Annotated in this window: 16 protein-coding genes; 11 read left to right on the top strand and 5 right to left on the bottom strand. The window is 41.1% G+C overall.

Going from position 1 to position 19,807, the window contains the following annotated elements:
• Positions 1-966 carry a sugar phosphate isomerase/epimerase family protein gene (locus tag EJ994_RS16735; RefSeq protein WP_126593530.1) on the bottom strand — a complete coding sequence of 322 codons (966 nt, stop codon included), beginning with the start codon at positions 964-966 and terminating at the stop codon, positions 1-3.
• A gap of 162 nt (positions 967-1,128) precedes the next feature.
• Here EJ994_RS16735 and EJ994_RS16730 point away from each other — a divergent pair, with 162 nt between their 5' ends.
• From EJ994_RS16730 to EJ994_RS16680, 11 genes are all read left to right on the top strand, one after another.
• Positions 1,129-3,456: a chondroitinase-B domain-containing protein gene (locus EJ994_RS16730; RefSeq protein ID WP_126593529.1), complete on the top strand. Its 2,328-nt coding sequence runs from the start codon at positions 1,129-1,131 to the stop codon at positions 3,454-3,456.
• A gap of 115 nt (positions 3,457-3,571) precedes the next feature.
• A complete protein-coding gene (locus EJ994_RS16725) occupies positions 3,572-4,405 on the top strand; it encodes a hypothetical protein (protein ID WP_126593528.1) in 834 nt (277 codons plus the stop codon).
• Between the two features lie 10 nt (positions 4,406-4,415).
• Complete coding sequence (locus EJ994_RS16720; protein ID WP_126593527.1) at positions 4,416-6,737, top strand: alginate lyase family protein; 2,322 nt, start codon at positions 4,416-4,418, stop codon at positions 6,735-6,737.
• 12 nt (positions 6,738-6,749) lie between these two features.
• A complete protein-coding gene (locus EJ994_RS16715; RefSeq protein WP_126593526.1) occupies positions 6,750-7,124 on the top strand; it encodes a cupin domain-containing protein in 375 nt (124 codons plus the stop codon).
• Positions 7,125-7,966: 842 nt separating this feature from the next.
• Positions 7,967-10,978: a SusC/RagA family TonB-linked outer membrane protein gene (locus tag EJ994_RS16710; protein WP_126593525.1), complete on the top strand. Its 3,012-nt coding sequence runs from the start codon at positions 7,967-7,969 to the stop codon at positions 10,976-10,978.
• Positions 10,979-10,995: 17 nt separating this feature from the next.
• Complete coding sequence (locus EJ994_RS16705; protein ID WP_126593524.1) at positions 10,996-12,516, top strand: RagB/SusD family nutrient uptake outer membrane protein; 1,521 nt, start codon at positions 10,996-10,998, stop codon at positions 12,514-12,516.
• Between the two features lie 208 nt (positions 12,517-12,724).
• Positions 12,725-13,426, top strand: coding sequence for a FadR/GntR family transcriptional regulator (locus EJ994_RS16700; protein WP_099572543.1), 702 nt, complete (start codon positions 12,725-12,727; stop codon positions 13,424-13,426).
• 228 nt (positions 13,427-13,654) lie between these two features.
• Positions 13,655-14,950, top strand: a complete 1,296-nt coding sequence (locus EJ994_RS16695) for an MFS transporter (RefSeq protein ID WP_126593523.1) — start codon at positions 13,655-13,657, stop codon at positions 14,948-14,950.
• A 22-nt stretch (positions 14,951-14,972) separates the two neighbouring features.
• Positions 14,973-15,734 carry an SDR family NAD(P)-dependent oxidoreductase gene (locus tag EJ994_RS16690; RefSeq protein ID WP_126593522.1) on the top strand — a complete coding sequence of 254 codons (762 nt, stop codon included), beginning with the start codon at positions 14,973-14,975 and terminating at the stop codon, positions 15,732-15,734.
• 98 nt (positions 15,735-15,832) lie between these two features.
• A complete protein-coding gene (locus EJ994_RS16685) occupies positions 15,833-16,873 on the top strand; it encodes a sugar kinase (protein ID WP_126593521.1) in 1,041 nt (346 codons plus the stop codon).
• A 2-nt stretch (positions 16,874-16,875) separates the two neighbouring features.
• Positions 16,876-17,544: a bifunctional 4-hydroxy-2-oxoglutarate aldolase/2-dehydro-3-deoxy-phosphogluconate aldolase gene (locus EJ994_RS16680; protein WP_126593520.1), complete on the top strand. Its 669-nt coding sequence runs from the start codon at positions 16,876-16,878 to the stop codon at positions 17,542-17,544.
• Between the two features lie 202 nt (positions 17,545-17,746).
• Here the strand turns inward: EJ994_RS16680 and EJ994_RS17500 are convergent, their stop codons facing one another.
• From EJ994_RS17500 to EJ994_RS16665, 4 genes are read right to left on the bottom strand one after another with little or no spacing between them, the layout of a single operon-like run.
• Positions 17,747-17,884: a hypothetical protein gene (locus EJ994_RS17500; protein ID WP_164721493.1), complete on the bottom strand. Its 138-nt coding sequence runs from the start codon at positions 17,882-17,884 to the stop codon at positions 17,747-17,749.
• A gap of 34 nt (positions 17,885-17,918) precedes the next feature.
• On the bottom strand, positions 17,919-18,131 hold the full coding sequence (locus tag EJ994_RS16675; protein ID WP_126593519.1) for a hypothetical protein: 213 nt from the start codon (positions 18,129-18,131) through the stop codon (positions 17,919-17,921).
• A 19-nt stretch (positions 18,132-18,150) separates the two neighbouring features.
• Positions 18,151-18,585: a PepSY-like domain-containing protein gene (locus tag EJ994_RS16670; protein ID WP_126593518.1), complete on the bottom strand. Its 435-nt coding sequence runs from the start codon at positions 18,583-18,585 to the stop codon at positions 18,151-18,153.
• 11 nt (positions 18,586-18,596) lie between these two features.
• Positions 18,597-19,805 carry a Pycsar system effector family protein gene (locus tag EJ994_RS16665; RefSeq protein ID WP_126593517.1) on the bottom strand — a complete coding sequence of 403 codons (1,209 nt, stop codon included), beginning with the start codon at positions 19,803-19,805 and terminating at the stop codon, positions 18,597-18,599.
• Between the last annotated feature and the right edge of the window lie 2 nt (positions 19,806-19,807).

Genomic DNA, 19,807 nt, shown 5'->3' with positions numbered 1-19,807 from the left:
CTATGCTTTTTTCCATGCCTCTTTTAAGAAAGTCAAGTCTTTCTTTATACGTAGAAGGACTTCCTTTTTTGAAATATTTATTGTGGATGCGCCACGTTCTGCACCGCCCAAATCGTGCTCTACATGCAATGAAACAGGTACCTGTATATCGTATGCTTTCAATAACGAAAAATAACGATTAAAATCAACCATTCCCTCTCCTAGTGGCACATGTACAGGTATCCATTTACCATTAACCTTAGCCCATTTAAAATCTTTAATTACGATGGATTTAACGTAGGGTTTAATTAATCTTAGGCCAAGCTCCCAACTAGTTCCGCCTTCTACTACGGCATGCCTTATATCATACTGGCACCCCATAAATTCATTAGCTGTTGCAGAAAGAATCGTGGATAAATCCCATATGGGAGCTCCTACATTCTTACCTGCATGGTTCTGGTAACAGCCTACGATACCAAAACGCTTGTTGACCAACTCTAAGGCCCTGGCCTGCTCCCCGAACAAACGCTGACTATCCTTTAAATTTTTATGCTCATCATATTTTAACCAATCTGTACGGTAATGGGTAAAACCTAAATTACTGGCTGTTTCTAGCACCGTTTTATGCACTGCACTACTACTATCCCAAACATTGGTAGTCATGAGCTGTGGCCGTAACCCATACTTTTTCATGGCGGCTACAGCTTTAGGCAAATTAGCAACTACCTTTTCTGGCCATACGTGTCCTTTGGGCCTAACGGTTAAATCCAGACCGTTAAATCCCATATCGGCAGCTGCCGCAGACATCTCGTCGTAATCTAAGAACTGTAAATGTTTGGAAAATAAACTAACAGAAAGTTCTTTTTCTTTGTATGGAACGGCGGCGTACAGACGTTGCGGAAGCCCCATTAAGAACACACCCCCCGCTCCGCAAACTGTAAGTGCAGCAAACCTTCTTCTCGATATTTTTCCTTGATTATCTTTCATAAACACCGCTTTATTGAGCCACAAACTATTAGGAAATATGTTAAAAACTTGCTACTATTACAAATATATGTATTTTTGGTTAACCAAATTGGTTAACCAATTTAAATCCAGAGCTTAATGGTCTGTAAACCATAGCTAGAACTAAGTAGATACCTCTTATCAATGAAAAAACATTTAATTATTCTCTCTATATTCTTATTGAGTCTTTCTTGCAAAGAACAAGTAAATCTAAACGCAATCAAAGTAACCAACCCTGAAGAACTAAACAATGCTATTGCACAAGCTACGGCAGGAGACAATATTATCCTGGCCAACGGTATTTGGAAGGATGTACAAATTGCTTTTACTGGAAAAGGAACTAAAGACCATCCTATTACCATTACTGCAGAAACAGAAGGCAAGGTTTTCATTGAAGGGGTTTCTAACCTATCTTTTGGCGGCGAATATTTGGAAGTAAGTGGCTTATATTTTAGAAATGGGTACTCCCCATCGCAAGCAGTTGTTGATTTTAAAATAAGTCATGACGATAAACCGGAGCAAATATCCAATAATTGCAAGTTTACCAATAGTGTTATTGAAGATTTCAATAAACCTAAAAGAGACGATAGTGATCTATGGGTTCGGTTTTGGGGAAGACATAACGAGTTAAGCAACTGCTACATTGCCGGTAAAACAAACCGCGGACCTACAGTAAGGGTCAGTATAGCAGGGATAGAAAGTATAAACAACTATCATCAAATCATTAATAACCATTTTGGACCAAGACCTGTAAAAGGTGGCCCAAGTGGGGAGACCATTCAGTTAGGAGATAGTTATACCTCTATGTCTCCTAGTCACACCATGGTAGCTAACAATTTATTTGAGGAATGTAATGGAGAGGTAGAAATCATTTCTAGTAAAACAAATTTTAATGTATTTAAAAACAATGTTTTCTATAAAAGCGAGGGTTCTTTGGTTACGCGCCATGGAAATTATGCAACTATAGACGGCAACTATTTTATTGGTGATGGCGTTAATGAAAATTACGGCGGAATACGAATTATAAATACCGGACATTGGGTAGTGAACAACTATTTCTATAATTTAAAAGGCAAAAGTTTTAGAAGTCCGTTAGCGGTGATGAATGGAATACCGAAATCACCTATAAACCGTTACAACCAAGTTACCGATGTTGTTGTTGCCTACAACACCTACATTAACTGTAGTTCGCCTTGGCAATTTGGTGTCGGCACCAATATTGCACAGGCCGATGTACTGCCAAAATCTGAAATACGCTCTGCAAGAGCCATCAGAACCACTGTCGCCAACAATATTGTGTACAATGAAGAAGGACTTGATGCCATTGTTATTGAAAACGATAGAGCAGATGGCGTTACCTTCAAAAACAATATAACAAACAACCAAGGAGTTGCCTTTAAGGATTTTAACAATGGTATTATAGCCGCAGCGTTAGATTTAAAAAAATTGACAGATTATATCTACATACCCACAGGTATCCCTGATGATTTTAAAGCCTATGCAGGTTTTGATTTTGATATTATTGAAACGGATTTATTAGGCATTTCCAGAAAAGACGATACAAGCATCGGCGCCATAATGGGTAAGGATGTTTACAATCCTAATATTCTAGACAAATCCAAATACGGCACTACGTGGTATTCCAATGCGGTGGCTTCCAGAACGGCAATTACGCATACCGTTGATAATCCGGAAGCGTTACAGGCTAAAATCAAAGAAGCAGGCCATGGGGATATTATTATGTTGAAAGAAGGCCTTTATAGTATAAATACCAGTATCCCCATAAATAAAACTTTAATCCTTAAATCTCAAGAAAATACCAAAGCGCAGCTATTTTTTTCCGGAAAAGCTAACACTCCGTTGTTCTCTTTGCAATCTAAAGGAAAACTGACTATAGACAACCTAAGCTTAAAAGGAGATAATACAAATTATGCTTTCGCAAGTTTAAAAGAAAATATGTCCAATCATTTTGGACTAACCGTTTTAAATACGGATATCAGTAATTTTAATTATGCCTTAAAAGTCCATAAAGAATCCTTCGCTGAGCGCATTACTTTTGAAAATACCACAATTTCAAATTGTGAAAATGGTATAGAACTGTCGGAGGAAACTAATGACAAGGGCGATTATAATACCGAATATTTAACCATAACCAATTGTAATTTCAACAGGGTCAAGGCAAATGTCATTGATTATTACCGAGGTGGTTACGATGAGTCTACCATTGGTGGAAATCTTTTGGTAAAAAATAGCACCTTTACGCAGTGTGGGGGTGGAGAACAAAACAAAACGCTTTTAAATCATCGGGGTATTATCAATGTAACCCTTACCAAAAATACTTTTGAAAATAATCCGGTTACATTTATAGCAACACTTTGGGGCGCTAAAAACAATAATGCATCTGATAATAAAATCATCAACTCCGGAAAGTTAACGGTTGAGGAGAATTTGAAATTAAAATTAATGTACTAGAAACCTTATCCCAATGGGTCATGAAAACTATTTCTCAGAAGCTAAAAGAGTACACTTTAAACAATGTTGGTATTCTTTTATGATGCGAATAAATTGTGCTGCAAAAAACGTCTCTATGTTTATTACCGTATATGCTGTAGTAGCCCTACTACAAGTTTCATGTGCAACTAAAACAACTATTGTTACACAAAATCTCCAAATGCAAATACCCTTAGGTGAAACTAGCTTTATAGAGGAATTGCTTGCGGGTGAGATAGCTGACACCAAGATAGACCATGTTGCCTACCTGGGGCCTACAGCTAAAACCATGAATTTAAAGGAAGGCTACGTCACGATGTTCCTCGTGGTGAAAGGCCACGGAAAAATACAGGCAGACACGATAACCCGTAACCTTACGCCAGAATCTATTGCCATTCCCTTAAACAATATGCAACAGGTACAATTTCAAGTTCCCGAGGGCGAAACATTACATTTTTTACAATTCAGCAAAAAATTGTCGACCCAAGACCTTGATGACCTTAAGAATTTTCCAACGGAAAACAAATATGACCTTTTCTTTACCCGATTTATAGATTGCGAACCTTATACTGAAAAAATAAAGAGTCCCAACACGGTCAGTAGAACGGTATTACCGGCGGATATTGTGCCGCGCATTGCCCTTGGAACAGTAGAGGCCATGGGGTCTGATGCCGTTGGGGCACATGAACACCCTATGCTAGACCAACTTTTCCTGGGTCTTACCGATAATGATATTACGGTACATGCCAACGATGCTTCTACCCAGCTTAAAGCCTATTCCTTATTACACATTCCTATTGGTTCTAGCCATTGGGTAACTGTGGAGGAGAACAAAAAAATGAATTATATGTGGATGGATTTTTTCCTGACCAAAGAAGGTCAAGAATGGTTAAAAACACATAAACCAACACCTACCGATAAAACGGATTAACCTAAAGCTGATGATTACTACAACGAAATCAATTTTTAATCCTTGTTTAGCAATACCTTATGTATCCCTATTACAAAATCGGCAACATAGCAATGGCCTACATCATAAAGTTATCTACCCGCTACTTGTTTTTATTTTCATAACCCTCGTACATTATCAGGGAAACACTCAAGGACATCCCAAATTAATCCTTACAAAAGCCGGAGTTGAAAAGATCAAGGCAGAATTGGGAAACGTACCTTTGTTCGATGCCTCGTTAGCTGCTATAAAAGAAGAGATCGATGCGGAAATTGCTCTCGGAATTTTTACGCCAATTCCAAAAGACTATTCCGGAGGATACACACATACCCGTCATAAAAAAAATTGGTTTGCACTTCAAAAAGCTGGGGTGCTATACCAAATATTGGAAGACGAAAAGTATGCAAAGTATGTAAAAGATATGTTGATGCAGTATGAGGAGATGTACAAAACCCTACCCCTTCATCCTAAAACAAGATCATATGCTAGAGGTAAGTTGTTTTGGCAATGCTTAAACGATTCTAATTGGCTGGTTTACGTAAGCCAAGCCTATGACTGCATCTACGATTACTTAACCAAAGCGGAACGCAAAAAATTAGAGAACAATTTATTCCGCCCTTTCGCCGACCATATTTCGGTAGATAGTCCGCAATTTTATCAAAGGGTACACAACCATAGCACTTGGGGAAATGCTGCCGTGGGCATGATAGGTTTGGTCATGAACGACCAAGAATTAATTGACCGTGCCTTGTACGGCATAAAGGGGCTACACCTAGACAAAACAGCCAAAGATGATGATGGTGGCTATTTGAACAAAGATGGCAAAGCAGGTTTTCTGGCAAACATAGAAGAACCTTTTTCTCCGGACGGGTATTATAATGAAGGACCGTATTACCAGCGTTATGCCATGTATCCATTTTTAATTTTTGCCGAAGCATTGCATAACGTGAAACCAGAGCTACAGATTTTTGAATATAAGAACGGGGTTCTCCTGAAGTCTATCCATGCCCTGTTAAACCTGACGGACGCAGATGGTGATTTTTTTCCGCTTAACGATGGTCAAAAAGGGATGTCCTATTTCAACGGGGCTTTGGTTACCGCCGTAAACATCTCTTACCAACACGGTGGGCAAGACCCACAATTATTAAGCATTGCCAAAAAGCAAGGAAGGGTACTTCTTGATGATTCGGGCTTAGCGGTAGCACTAGGCGTACGTGACGGAAAAGAAGTTCCGTTCAAAAAAAAATCCCTTAACCTAACGGACGGGCCAAAGGGCACAGAAGGTGGGGTTGGCATATTAAGGAACAAAGGCCTAGAACTTGTTTTTAAATACGCTGCACAAGGCTCTAGCCATGGGCACTATGACAAATTATCCTTCTCCTTATACGAGCAAGGCAATGAAATACTACAAGACTATGGCCTGGCTCGTTTTGTTAATATTGAACAGAAAGGAGGAGGAAACTATCTTAAAGAAAATAAAACTTGGGCCAAACAAACCATTGCGCACAATACGCTTGTTCAGAACCAGACTTCCCATTTTAAGGGGCGATACGAAATAGGGAGTAAACACCATTCCGTTCTTTATTTCTATGACGACACCGACCCGGCCATACAAATCGTTAGCGCCAAAGAAGAAAATGCCTATCCGGGGACGAAAATGCACCGCACCATGGCAGTTATTAAAGATGAAGATTTTGAAAAGCCTTTTTTACTTGACATTATGAAGGTAACCGCAGATACCATAAACCAATACGATTTTCCTTTTTATTTCATGGGCCAGGTAATACATACCAATTTTGACTACGATTCTCCTGCGCTTACCGTTCTTGGGAAAGATAATGGCTATCAGCATCTGTACGTGGAAGGAAAAGGAAAACCCGCTGTGCAAAACACGAAGTTATCATGGTTGGGAAACGGACATTTTTACACATTAACGACCGTAACTCCCACTACCGACGAATTGTTTTTTACTCGCCTAGGCGCAAATGATCCTGAATTTAATCTGCGCAGGGACCCAGGATTTATGCTCCGAAGAAAAAACACAAAACATACCACTTTTGTCTCTGCTATTGAAGCTCACGGAAGTTATAGTCCGGTTACGGAGTCTGCAATAAACTCCAACAGCAACATAAAGAAAATAGAAATAGTCTTAGACACAACAGACTACACTGGTATCTCAATTACTACCAGAGAAGGGAACACCAAGCTGTTTGTGACAGCGAATAAAAACACTCTAAAAGCAGCAACGCATAAAATAAAAATTAAAACTAAGAGCTATACTTGGACAGGCCCTTATTATTATCAAAAACCATAAAAATATAAAAGAATGAATAGAGCAAGTGAGAAATATATTATTGCAAAAGATTTGGAATGGGAAGCTCTTGGCGGAGGCGTATCAAGAAAGTTTCTAGGTTATGATAACCAAATTATGATGGTACGCGTAAAATTTGAAAAAGGAGCCTTAGGCGCCCCGCATCAACATTTTCATACGCAAGCCACCTATTGTGTGTCTGGTAAATTTGAATTTGAAATTGATGGAAAAAAGAAAATCGTAGAGGCAGGTGATGGCGTATATATTGAACCCAATCTATTACATAGTGCCGTTTGTTTAGAAGAAGGAGAACTAATTGACACGTTTAGTCCCGTTCGAGAAGATTTTTTAACCGGTGAAGGACCGTCCTATTTTGGAGATAAATCCTAACATAATGCATAACAATAAAAGTTTATGGCAAAATACTATTAAAGCAAAAAGTTGAATGTACGGAAAAAATATACACCGAAAAGTAGAGAGCCACAGTACTGACTAAAACAGTACTGAACGACTTAGGCAGTAGAGTGATTTTAAAAGCATCTATACTGAAAACAATTATCTAGGCATGTTACGAATTAAGGCTAAAGGAAACTCCTTTATCTTGATGTATAATGAGACAAGTGGATTCGAGTTGGGTCGTCATGAAACGTTAAAACCTTGGATGGTTAACTTTATTAGTCAATAACAATAGCATAGAATCCTTATGGAGCGTGAGCGTTTATTCAACAACATTTAAAAAACCACTTTTATAACTTTATGTATTGTGGTTCTTTTTCATTCGCATCTTACAAATCTAAATTGTAAAAAACACTGGTATTATTACCGATTTGCTATTTCGTTCATCGAAATTCTACGATTAAAAAAAAAGATTTTATCATAAAATCTATTTTAAATTTTTTTTAACAAATCAATAACATATTTTTGGTAAACCAAATTGGTAAACCAGTATGGTTTACCAATTATATAGAACCTAGCTGTATGAACTTTAAATTAAGGCCCATCATGAAAACTTAAGGTAAATACAAATAAAAAGTAAGGAGTACTGGACACCCTTTATGAAGCGTCATTACTCCGATACTCAAGTAATTAATAGTTGAAATATGCTAATAAAATAATTCTAGACATCGCTATTAACAAATCGGAATTTTCAATACCTAACCTAAAAAGGTGGTTAGAGCTAGAATTAAAAAAGATAAAGCTCAATTGCTTAGTACTAACTTAATCAAACACAAATGAAACTTAAATTAAACTTTTTAATGATTGTTACGTTGCTGATAAACATACAGTTGTTTGCACAGGATACGTACAACGTAACCGGCACGGTTACGGACGAGGCCAACGTTCCCGTTCCGGGGGCCAATGTCGTCGTTACGTCCAGTGCGACAGGAACCTCTACCGATTTCGACGGTAACTATTCGATCACGGTAAGCGAAGGGGACGTACTGGAATTTTCCTCACTTGGTTTTACCACTGTTTCCAGAACCGTTACGGGACAGACGAGAATAGACGTTGTCCTCGCGGAAGACTCCGCTCAACTGGACGAAGTGGTGGTGGTCGGTTACGGCTCCAGAAAGAAGAGCGACATTACCGGTTCGGTATCCTCGGTAAAATCGGAGGAACTGAACGCCTTCCCGGTGCTCGATGCGGCGCAGGCGATACAGGGACGTGCCGCCGGTGTGGTGGTACAGTCCAACAACGGTGGGGAGCCCGGTGCCCCTATCAATATTCAGATCAGGGGCAACACCTCTATCAATGCCAGTAGTGCGCCACTGATAGTGGTCGACGGTTTTGTGGGGGCGGTCTTTCCCCAACCCAACGATATCGAATCCATAGAGATCCTGAAAGATGCTTCCGCAACCGCGATCTATGGTTCAAGGGGTTCCAACGGAGTGGTCCTGGTGACCACCAAAAAAGGTAGGAAGGGCAAACTGTCCGTTGAGTTCAATACCAACTATTCCGTTCAGAATACGGCGAACGAACTGGATCTGTTGAACGCGGACCAGTTCGCTACCTATCAACAGGCCATCAATCCCGGTTATGTGCAGGGTAGCGCCAATACGGACTGGCAAGATCTACTGTACAGGTCGGGAAGTACACAGAACCATCAATTCTCCTTTTCGGGAGGGACGGATAAAGTGAACTTCTATGCCTCCGCCACTTACTTTAAACAAGAGGGGGTCATCGTGAACTCGGAATTCGAGCGTGTATCCTTTCTGTCCAATATCGATGCGCAGGTAACGGATAAGCTTAAACTGGGATTCAACCTTTTTGGAAGTAGGGGTTCCAAGGACGGTGTTCCTACACAATCCACCGGTGAGACCGCCAACGGAGGTGGGGACGATGTTATTTCACTACTCTTCAGGTTTGCTCCCGATCAGCCCGTTCAAGACGCTAACGGCGTAAATACCATTAATTCGGTAGGCGACAACGTGGACAACCCCTTTGCAGTTGCAACGGAAGGGGTCAACGAGACGAAGACGGATAATTACAGGGCCAACCTTTATGCCAATTACGATATTGTCAAGAACCTGGCCTTTAAAACAACGTTCGGTCTCAGTACCGCCAACGGTACGGAAGGGGTCTTTAGACCATCCACTTTGGTGGTGACCGCCGGAGCTGGTACCGGGGGCAGGGCCACGGTACAGAACTTTAAGAGAACAAGTCTGTTGAGCGAGAACTATTTGACCTATAACAAGGAAATAGGTAAGGGCAATTTGAACCTTTTAGCGGGTTACTCCTACCAAAAGACGACAACGGAACGGTTTTCCGCAGGTGCTTCCGGTTTTACATCCGATTCTTTTTCCTATTTCAACCTACAGTCGGGCGCAGTTCAGCTGATCCCTACTTCGTCTTTCTCGGAAACGGAGATTCAGTCCCAGTTCGCTAGATTGAACTATGATTATGACGATAAGTACCTGATTACCGCGACCGTAAGAAGGGATGGAGCCTCCAACTTCGCCGAAAATGAAAAATATGCCATTTTTCCGTCCGGTGCATTGGGCTGGAAAGTCTCCAACGAGAATTTCCTGAAGGATCACAAAACCATATCCAACCTGAAATTAAGGGCCAGTTACGGTGTTACCGGTAACCAGGCGATAGCGGCATACCAGTCCTTGGCGAGTTTCGGTTCCGTATTCACACCGATCAACGGTACCACGGTGATCAACGTAACGCCGAATCAAGTTGCCAATCCCGATCTGAAATGGGAATCGTCCTTCCAGACGAATCTGGGTCTTGACCTGGGACTTTTCAACAACAGGGTCTCCCTTTCCCTGGACTACTATAATATAGATACGAAGGATCTTATCATCGAGGATACGAGCCAACCACAATTTTTAGGTTTTCTTACCGCGGCCAGTCTAAGAAATGTAGGTGAGGTGAACAACAAGGGGTTCGAGATTACCTTGAACACAAGGAACATAGTGAACGATAATTTCAGTTGGACGACCGATTTCAACTGGTCCAGGAACAGGAACGAATTCGTTACACTATTGAACGGAGAGGATATTTTCCAAGATGCCTCCCCCGGATATTTCAACGTACCCCGTACGCATGTCCTAAGGGAAGGTGAAGCGGTAGGTGTTTTCTGGGGCTTTGATTACAAAGGCGTATATCAAGGAGGTGCATTGCCAGAAGGTACGGCCCTACTTGCCGGTAGTGATGTAGGGGATCAATTGTTCGCCGATCTTGACGGTAGTGGTGATATTACTACGGACGACCAGACCATAATCGGTGATCCCAACCCGGATTGGACCATGGGTATCACGAACAACTTCTCTTACAAAAACTTTGACCTGAACATCTTTTTCCAGGGGTCTTTCGGAGGGGACGTGATGAACCTCACCAATGTGCAGTTGTTCAACGGAGATTCAAACGCTACGACGGCTATCCTTGATTCTTGGACACCGACCAATACGGATACCGATATACCACGAGCTAGGTTGAGAGGTAAGCAGATAACTTCCCGTTTCGTGGAGGACGGTAGTTATCTTCGACTAAAAAACATAGCTTTAGGGTATAATCTGCCTCAGGAGGTAACCGATAGAATAGGTATGGACAACGTTAGGTTCTCCATCAGTGGTCAGAACCTGTTGACCTTTACCGATTACTCCGGATTAGATCCCGAGGTAAGTTATGGTGTGGTAGGCCAGGACAGCTCGGCCAGTAATACTACCAACGGTTTCGATTTTGGTAACTATCCAACGGTAAGATCCGTTAACTTCAGTGTCAATTTAAAATTTTAAAAACAAAAAAAATCAATATGAAAACTTGTAAATTTTTATTCGCGTTCATTGCATTGTCGATAATGGGATGCTCCGATCTAGAGGAAGAACCGATAGGGCTATTGGCCCCGGACGGTTTCTTCCGATCTACCAATGATATCCAAACTGCGGCAAACGCTGCTTTTGGCCACATGACCCACGAAGATTTCTGGGGAAGGAAAATGTCCTTGACCCTTATGTTACGAAGTGATATGGTAGCTTTTGGCGACCCGACCACATCACAACGAAGAATCGACCACGACATATTCACCGTACAAGCGGATAACGGTATGATCGACGGGTACTGGCTTAGGGTCTACCAGATCATAGCCGCCGCCAACCAAGCTATCGCCGGTGCAGAGGACGTGGACGTGGACGAGTCCATAAAGAACCCGGTTACGGCACAGGCCTATTTTGCAAGAGCCTTCGCCTACTTTCATTTGGTAAGGCAATTCGGGGACATCCCGTACATATCAGAAACAGTAACTGATCTTGCAGCTGCAAGTAGTATCAGTAAAACTCCCGCTGCCGAGGTGTATGCCAATATAATCGCAGACCTTCAATTCGCCAAGCAGTGGCTGCCCGATACGCAGGCGGCAAGGTCCATACCCGCAAAATCCGCGGCACATTCCTATTTGGCACTTGTATACTTGACCATGGGAGAATATGCTAACGCGTATACGGAGGCCAAAGGGGTCATAGACAACGAAGGTGCCTATGGGCTAGGTCTGGAAGCCGATTTTCAAGATCTCTTCGACGCCACTAAGATCGACGGTTCCAGTGAACCGATCTTCGTATTGGATTTCATAGGGGCCAGTAACGGGGACGACGGTAGGGACTATCAGGCCGCCCTTACGGGCATACGTGACGACGAACAGTATGGCCTGGGAGGAGGTTGGTCCGTAGGAGTTCCAGCACTAGGAGTATATGAAACATGGGATGGACGCGACTATAGGAAGGCCGTAAGTCTGGATACCATCGGGCTTTTTGATGGTGTGGTACAACCCTTTACCGTTTTTAAGGAAAGTGGGGCGGGCAGAGCTGTGAACAGACCACATATTGCCAAGTATACGCGTGGTACGGGGGTTACTTCCACCGGTAACGGTAGGGGGTCCCAGCAGAACTACATGATGATGCGTTATGCCGAGGTACTCTTGATAGCCGCAGAGGCATTGAACGAGACCAGTCCAGGTTCCGGTGAGGCAGCAGGTTATGTGAACAGGGTGCGCGCAAGGGCAAGAGCGGGTAACGGTTCCGCTTTTCCAGAAGATGTAACGGGAGGTATGTCGCAGGGAGACTTTAGGGACATGGTCCTAGAAGAACGCAAATGGGAACTTGCTTTTGAATACAAGAGATGGTACGATATTGCCAGAAGGCAATTGGGTGCAGAAGTATTCGGGGCCTCGGGACTGGAAGGATTAAAGGAAAACTTTGACCCGGGAAGGGACTACCTGTTCCCCATTCTAGCGGACGAACTGGCAAGAAATCCGAACCTTGAACCACAGAACCCAGGATATTAAAAAATTAGTTCTTCAAAACTACTTGAGTTAGTTTTTAAGCATTTTACCGGCTCGTTATCAGGGTCGGTAGAAATGCTCATATTCAAAAACAATTTTACCCTCTATTAAAGACGATTAGAGTATGGGTATTTTTCTTAAGACCGATTAAATTGGCTAATTTTAACAAACCAATCTGGTTAACCAATTTTAAAATGTCCTATAAGAACTTATGAAGATAGAAATACTAACAAGAGGGGAACATCAAGAAATTCAACATAAAATTATTTCTCAGATTAGAGATTTAATGAATTTTAAAAATTTAGAACCTGGGGATAAGCTTCCCTCGGAAAGAATGCTTTCTGAAAAATTTGGAGTAAGTAGAACAAATATTCGAGAAGCAATACAGAAATTAGAGTTTTATGGCTTGGTGTATTCTAAACCTCAAAGTGGAACCTTCGTGGCAGATATTGGTCAAGTTGCCATGAACGGAATGATCGAGGATATTTTGAGATTGGAAGAACCTGACTTTAAATCCTTGGTAGAAACGAGAATATTATTGGAACTCAAAACGGTAAGGCTAGCGGCGCAAAGGCGAACCAGAGCAGATTTAAATCAAATGCAAATGGCCTTGGAAGCATATGCGGAAAAGGTAACTAACGGAGAGGATGCGGTGCAAGAAGATCTTCTCTTCCATTTAGCGATTGCAAAGGCAAGCGGAAACAGCACCATGAATACGTTCATGTTAATTATCACGCCAGAAATCATTACCAATTTTGAAAAGTATCATGTGTGTGACAAAGGATTGGCGTTTCGAGGAATTGAAGAGCACCAAGAAATCTTCGATGCCATTAAGGAACAAAATCCACAGTTGGCGAAAGAAAAAATGAAGATTCATTTTAAAACCTTATATCAGTATTGTTACAATATATAGTGAACTAAAATTGAAATAAAAATCACGCAATTTAATCCTTTCTGTTGAAAAGATGAAGAGTACTAATACGTAGAAATTAACTAAATAAGAATGCATCGGTAATTAGCACTCCGTTAAATTACTTTCAGAAATTCTTAGCTAAATCATAAGTACTTATTAAGGCAAGTTGCTCGGGTACTCGTGTCGTAGAAATTTATCAATGTGCATTATTAAACAAATGAAAAGCCCATGAAAGTTAAAGGTTTAAGATGGTGGATTATCACATTGATTTTTGTGGCGACCGTTATTAATTACATTGATAGAACGGCTTTTGCACTTTTGTGGCCGCAAATGGGTGAAGATTTGGGCATGGATAATTCCGATTACGCCTTAATGCTCAATATCTTCATGGTAACATATGCCCTTAGTAAATTTTTATCCGGAAGATTGTATGACAAAATAGGCACTAGAATCGGTTTTATCCTTTCTATAGTGGTCTGGTCATTAGCTGCGACATTTCATGCGGTGGCTCAGGGAATAGTTTCCTTATCTGCAGTACGCGGAATGCTAGGGCTTGGAGAGGCAGGTTTATGGCCTGGAGCCGTAAAAAGTAACGGAGAATGGTTTCCTGTAAAACAACGAGCACTCGCACAAGGTATTTTTAACTCTGGAGCTTCCATTGGAAATGTCATAGCTCCGGTTATCATAGTTTATTTGTATGCGCAATTTGGATGGAAGTCCACCTATGTAATATTGGGGGTCATAGGTCTGCTTTGGGTAATTCCTTGGTTTATCCTAAACAAATCAAAACCAGAAGACCATCCATGGATTACCGAGGAAGAAAGAAATTTGATACTAAACGACAGGATAGAAAATAATGATGTTGTCGTCGAAGGTGCCAAAAGTCTAAGCGTGACCAAAATACTAAGTTATAAACAACCATGGGGAATATTATTGTGTAGGTTTTTCATTGAACCAATATGGTGGTTTTTTGCCGGTTGGATGCCTATTTATCTCAATTCAAAATTTGGATTAAGCATAGAAGAAATTGGAAAGACTATGTGGATTTCCTACCTAATGGCGGCCGCAGGAGGAATCTTAGGAGGAATGTTCACTGAGGCCATTATAAAACGTACATCCGTTGATGTTGGTAGAAAAGCAAGTATAGTAATAGGGTGTCTTTTAATCATTATAGGCTTTGTTTCCATTATAACGTTCGTCTCCGATTCTAACTACATGACCTTCATATATCTTGCAGGTTTGGCACTCTTCGGGTTCCAATTTGCCATCGGTAATATTCAGACCTTATCCAGCGATTTATTCAAAGGACCCTCTGTAGGCACCTTGGCTGGCTTAGCAGGGACGGTTGCCGCCGTATCTCCAATTATTATGAACTGGTTTATTGGAACTATTACCAAAGGAGGTTCTTATACGCCGGCCTTTGTAGCTATTACCGTATCAGTGGTTTTAGCAGTTCTAGCTATTTTCATCTTAATTAGAAAAATAAAATTAGTAGACACCACAATAGATAGAATAAGAAATTAAAATAGATTAAAATTAATAGCATATGAGTAATAAAGGAAAAGTTGCTGTCGTTACAGGGGCTACAGGAGGAATAGGTTTTGAAGTTGCCAAGAGATTGGGAAAAGATGGGTATACCGTCGTTTTAAACGGTATTGACGATGCAGCAGGAGCTGAAAGATTAAAGGAACTGACCACAGACGGAATTACTGCCGAGTACTTGGGTTTCGATGTAACGGATGATGACGCAGTAAGTACAAACATTAAAGCCATAGGGGAAAAATATGGCAGAATAGATGTACTTGTGAATAACGCAGGCGGTCTCGGCGGCAGGTCAAGATTCGAGGAAATGACAACGGAGTTTTACAGAAAAGTAATGGCACTGAACTTGGATTCTGTATTCTTCGCTTCAAGAGCCGCTATACCTTTCCTTAAGAAAGGGGAACACCCATCGATAATCAACTACACTTCTAACGCAGGTTGGACGGCCGGTGGTCCCGGTGCAGGTATCTATGGTACATCAAAGGCGGGAGTTCATGCCATAACCAGGGCATTGGCCAAAGATTTGGCTGAATACGGTATTCGCGTTAACGCAGTGTCTCCCGGCACGATAGACACTCCTTTCCATGCTCAGATTAAAGCTACAAAACCAGAAGTCTTTGCTTCTTGGGCAAATAATATTCTTTTAGGAAGATTAGGGCAACCGGAAGATGTGGCCGGAGTCATCTCTTTCCTAGCCAGTAAAGATGCTTCCTTCATAACTGCGGAAACTATTCAAATCGGTGGTGGACAAGCACTTGGTATTTAATAACTAATGATTTTAGTACTGCTTTTTTGCCATGTAGGTGTCTATAGAACTAACCGGACTTATGTGGTGAAAGGCAGTTTTAAACTAATATGATTCAAATGAAAAAAGTAGTAACCTTCGGAGAAATAATGCTACGTTTAGCTCCTCCGGGATTTTTAAGATTTTCTCAAACTAATAGTTTTGATGTAGTTTATGGAGGCGGTGAATCTAATGTTGCGGTATCTCTGGCAAATTATGGGGTCCCTGTTGATTTTGTCACAAGACTACCAAAGAATGACATCGGAGAATGTGCATTAATGGAAATGCGGAAGAGAGGCGTTAATACACAGAACATCATTTTTGGAGGAGACCGTCTTGGTATCTATTTTTTAGAAACAGGAGCCGTTAGTAGGGGCAGTAAAGTAGTTTATGACCGCGCACATTCTGCCATATGCGAAATAGAACCTGGAATGATCGATTGGAAGAATGTTTTCAAAGATGCAGGATGGTTTCATTGGACGGGTATCACTCCGGCTATTTCCCAAGGTGCGGCAGATGCGTGTTTGGAAGCGGTAAAAGCGGCCAGTGATATGGGCATAACTATCTCTACAGATTTAAACTACAGGGCTAAACTATGGAATTACGGTGGAGACCGAGAGGCCATAATGACAGAGCTTACCTCCTATTGCGATATTATTTTAGGGAACGAGGAAGATGCTGAAAAACACTTTGGAATACACCCAAAAGGCCTTGATGTGCATAAGCACGGCAGCGAAGTAAAAGCTGAAGCCTTTTTATCCGTATGTAAACAGATGATGAAAAAGTTTCCAAAGGCCAAGAAGGTAATCACGACCTTAAGAGGCTCCATATCGGCATCTCATAATACCTGGGCAGGTGTGCTTTATGATGGGGAGAAAATGTATGAAACGCGTCAATATCAAATTACGGATATCGTTGATAGAGTTGGGGGAGGCGATTCTTTTATGGGGGGATTGATATACGGACTGCTTCATTATCCCGAGGATGACCAAAACGCTTTGGATTTCGCCGTAGCGGCATCCTGTTTAAAACATACGATTAAAGGTGATGCCAATTTGGTAACCGTCGAAGAAGTAAATAAACTAAAAGGAGGGGATGCCTCCGGTAGAGTAGCAAGATAAATATGGCTCAATATTCGAGAATAGAAGTAGCAACCATAATGAAGGAATCGGGTATGGTTCCTTTATTTTATCACCCAGACATCGCATTGGGGAAAAAAGTTTTGAAAGCCTGTTATGATGGTGGCGCACGACTTATGGAATTTACCGCAAGAGGTGACTTTGCCTTTGAGGTTTTTTCCGAACTGAATAAGTACGCTATTGAAAAACTTCCGGGAATGGTTATGGGAGTTGGCTCGATAACCGATGCGGCGGCCGCATCGCTCTTTATGCAGATGGGGGCCAACTTTATCGTAACGCCGTCCCTAAGGGAAGACATCGCAATCGTATGTAACCGTAGGAAGGTCCTATGGTCCCCAGGCTGTGGTTCCCTGACCGAAATAAACCGGGCCGAGGAACTAGGTTGCGAAATTGTAAAACTCTTTCCCGGAGCTATCTATGGCCCTGGTTTTGTAAAAGGCATTAAAGGTCCGCAACCTTGGACAAGCGTCATGCCTACGGGAGGTGTAAGTACGGATGAGGAAAACCTAAAAGCTTGGTTTGGTGCTGGGGTTACCTGTGTTGGCATAGGTTCCAAACTCATAAGTAAAGAAATTCTAGCCAATGAAGACTTTAAGGAGCTTAAAAGAAAAGTAACTGCTACCCTAAAAATTATCAGTAGCATAAGGGCTTAAGTTATTTTGTATAAGTTTAGACCCTTCTTCTATTATTCAGCTTGTGGTATGCCCAACATTGATAGTAAAATACTGGTCATCAATATCCTGATAACGTGCAATCTGGAAAGTCTTTTCTAAAACGTTCTTCAAATCACCAATATACTAGTACCATAAAAACTGCTCGAAAATGGAAAATAAAGTTGGCAGCAACCGCTCAAATTTAAAAGTAGTTGAGCACGTAACCAAAAATCCAATATAGTATCAGGAATACAAAAACAGTTCCGATACAACCGCATTTACCTCCACCAATTTTCTTGGCTCCGTACCCTGCTCCTATAATTTGAATAAGTTTTTTCATTTGATATGTGTTATTTAATCTTGGAAAAGCTTAATTAATTATCGTCGGTTTCTCCATCAAGTTCTTCCTTTACGTCATCGTAAGCGCCTTCTACCTCTTCTGCAGCGCGTTCCACACCGTCCTCTGCCTCCTCCGCTGCCCTTTCAAGAGTACCTTTATCTTCTTTTACTTCTTTTTGTTCCCTACATGCACCCATGAACATGAAAGTGCTTAACGCCATGAATAGGAATAATTTACTAGTTCTCATAATGTTTTCGTTTATTAAATTAATTGATTCTTTTGCCATCGCTTGAAAATTCTAAATCCTTCTTCTTACCGTCAATCTTAATCTCGACGTCATAGAAGGTTCCTTTGGTCGCGTGGTCTACCTTTTCAATTTCAACGATTTTTATATCTTCAAAATCCGCTTCTAAGACCTTTAGAATGGCCTTTGGCAATTCTTTTTTCTTAATGTTCGATTCTGTTTCTATCCACTCACCGTTCGGTGCAAAATCTGCTCGGTAATGTTCCCCATCTTTCTTAAAATGAGATTCAAAATTTCCATTCTTGTCTTTTCTCCAATCCGGGTCGGACTCGTTGGGATATTTACTTTTAAATGACTTTTTTACGGCCTCGGGAGTCTGCCCTTTAGTTTCCGATTGGCATGCCAAAAGAAGACTCATGGTCATAATAGAAAGTACAAATCGTTTGATTAGTTTCATAGTTTTCATTTTTATTCCATGGTGGGTAATTCCAACATGCGTTCAGGACCGTAAAATTTTAGTGCAATCCCAAAAACTAGAACAGAAAGTATCATCCCTATCATAAAAACGGTGTAGGTCCACCGCAAGAGTCTGTACTTTCGCTCCAACACCACACCCAAGTAGTAGAGGTCTTTTGTTAAAGAATCATATATATAATCCCTGTCCTTCACTAACTCTTTCATTGCCCAACTGTATTTTGATAATTCCATCTTATGAAAATTTCCAAAAAATAAGAGGTTCACATTTTTATTGGCGACATCCTCATCTGTAAATTCACCACTAGTTACATTCGGTTTAGTGGCTAAAATGGACATCACCATAGAAACGACGCTAAAAACAATAAATATAAATGTTGGATAGATTAGGTAATCGTTGGAGGGATTATCCAATTTGGGAATCAAATTCGCAAGGGCCAAAGAAATAATAATGGCGTTTACGGAAAGTAATATATTGGCCTTAGTGTCCGCGATATCACTAAGCTTTAAATGATTTCTAAGGGTAACCCTGTACAACGTCTGTATACCTCTGTCCGGTAAATTTCCTTTAAACTTTGCCTTTAAAGTTTCTTTCTTAACCAGCTTCTTACTCTTTTTCTTCGCTTTTACCAGCTTTTTTACGTTCTTATCTTTCTCTTTTTGCCAGTTATCCTTGGCGTAATCCGTATAAAATCTATGTTTTACCCTTAGCAGTCTTATATTTTCTTCTCGCCATTCGTCATTGGAGTATTGTGCTACTCCCAAGAGCGAAAGCTCCTCTCTCAAAAGTTCCGTAGTGGCCATAAAACTTTTTTTCGCGAAATGAGAAGAATCGGCATCCCTGATAATTTCTTCCAATTTGTTTCTAGGTTCATAATCTTTTTTGGTGGCCCTAATTAAATCGCACACCTCATCCATGAAATCGGCATCAACAGCTTCTTGCTCTAGAAACTGTTTGGCCAAGGCGCAGCTGTGCTCCTCGTGGTCATTGATAGACTGTGTATAGCCCAAATCGTGAAACCAGGCTGCAATAAGCAACTTTTGACCATCATCCTCCGTAACCTTCTCCCCTTCTATTAATTTTTTCGCACTGTTAACAACCCGCTGTGTATGTCTTAGATTATGGTAAAGGAACGACCCGTTGGTCTCTGAACTTAACATTTCTACAGCGTATGCTTCTACTTTTGATATGATATCCGACATTG

The organism is Maribacter sp. MJ134, assembly GCF_003970695.1.
Classification (GTDB): domain Bacteria; phylum Bacteroidota; class Bacteroidia; order Flavobacteriales; family Flavobacteriaceae; genus Maribacter.
Note: the sequence above shows the minus strand (reverse complement) of the source record. Positions and strands in the feature narration are given on the sequence as shown.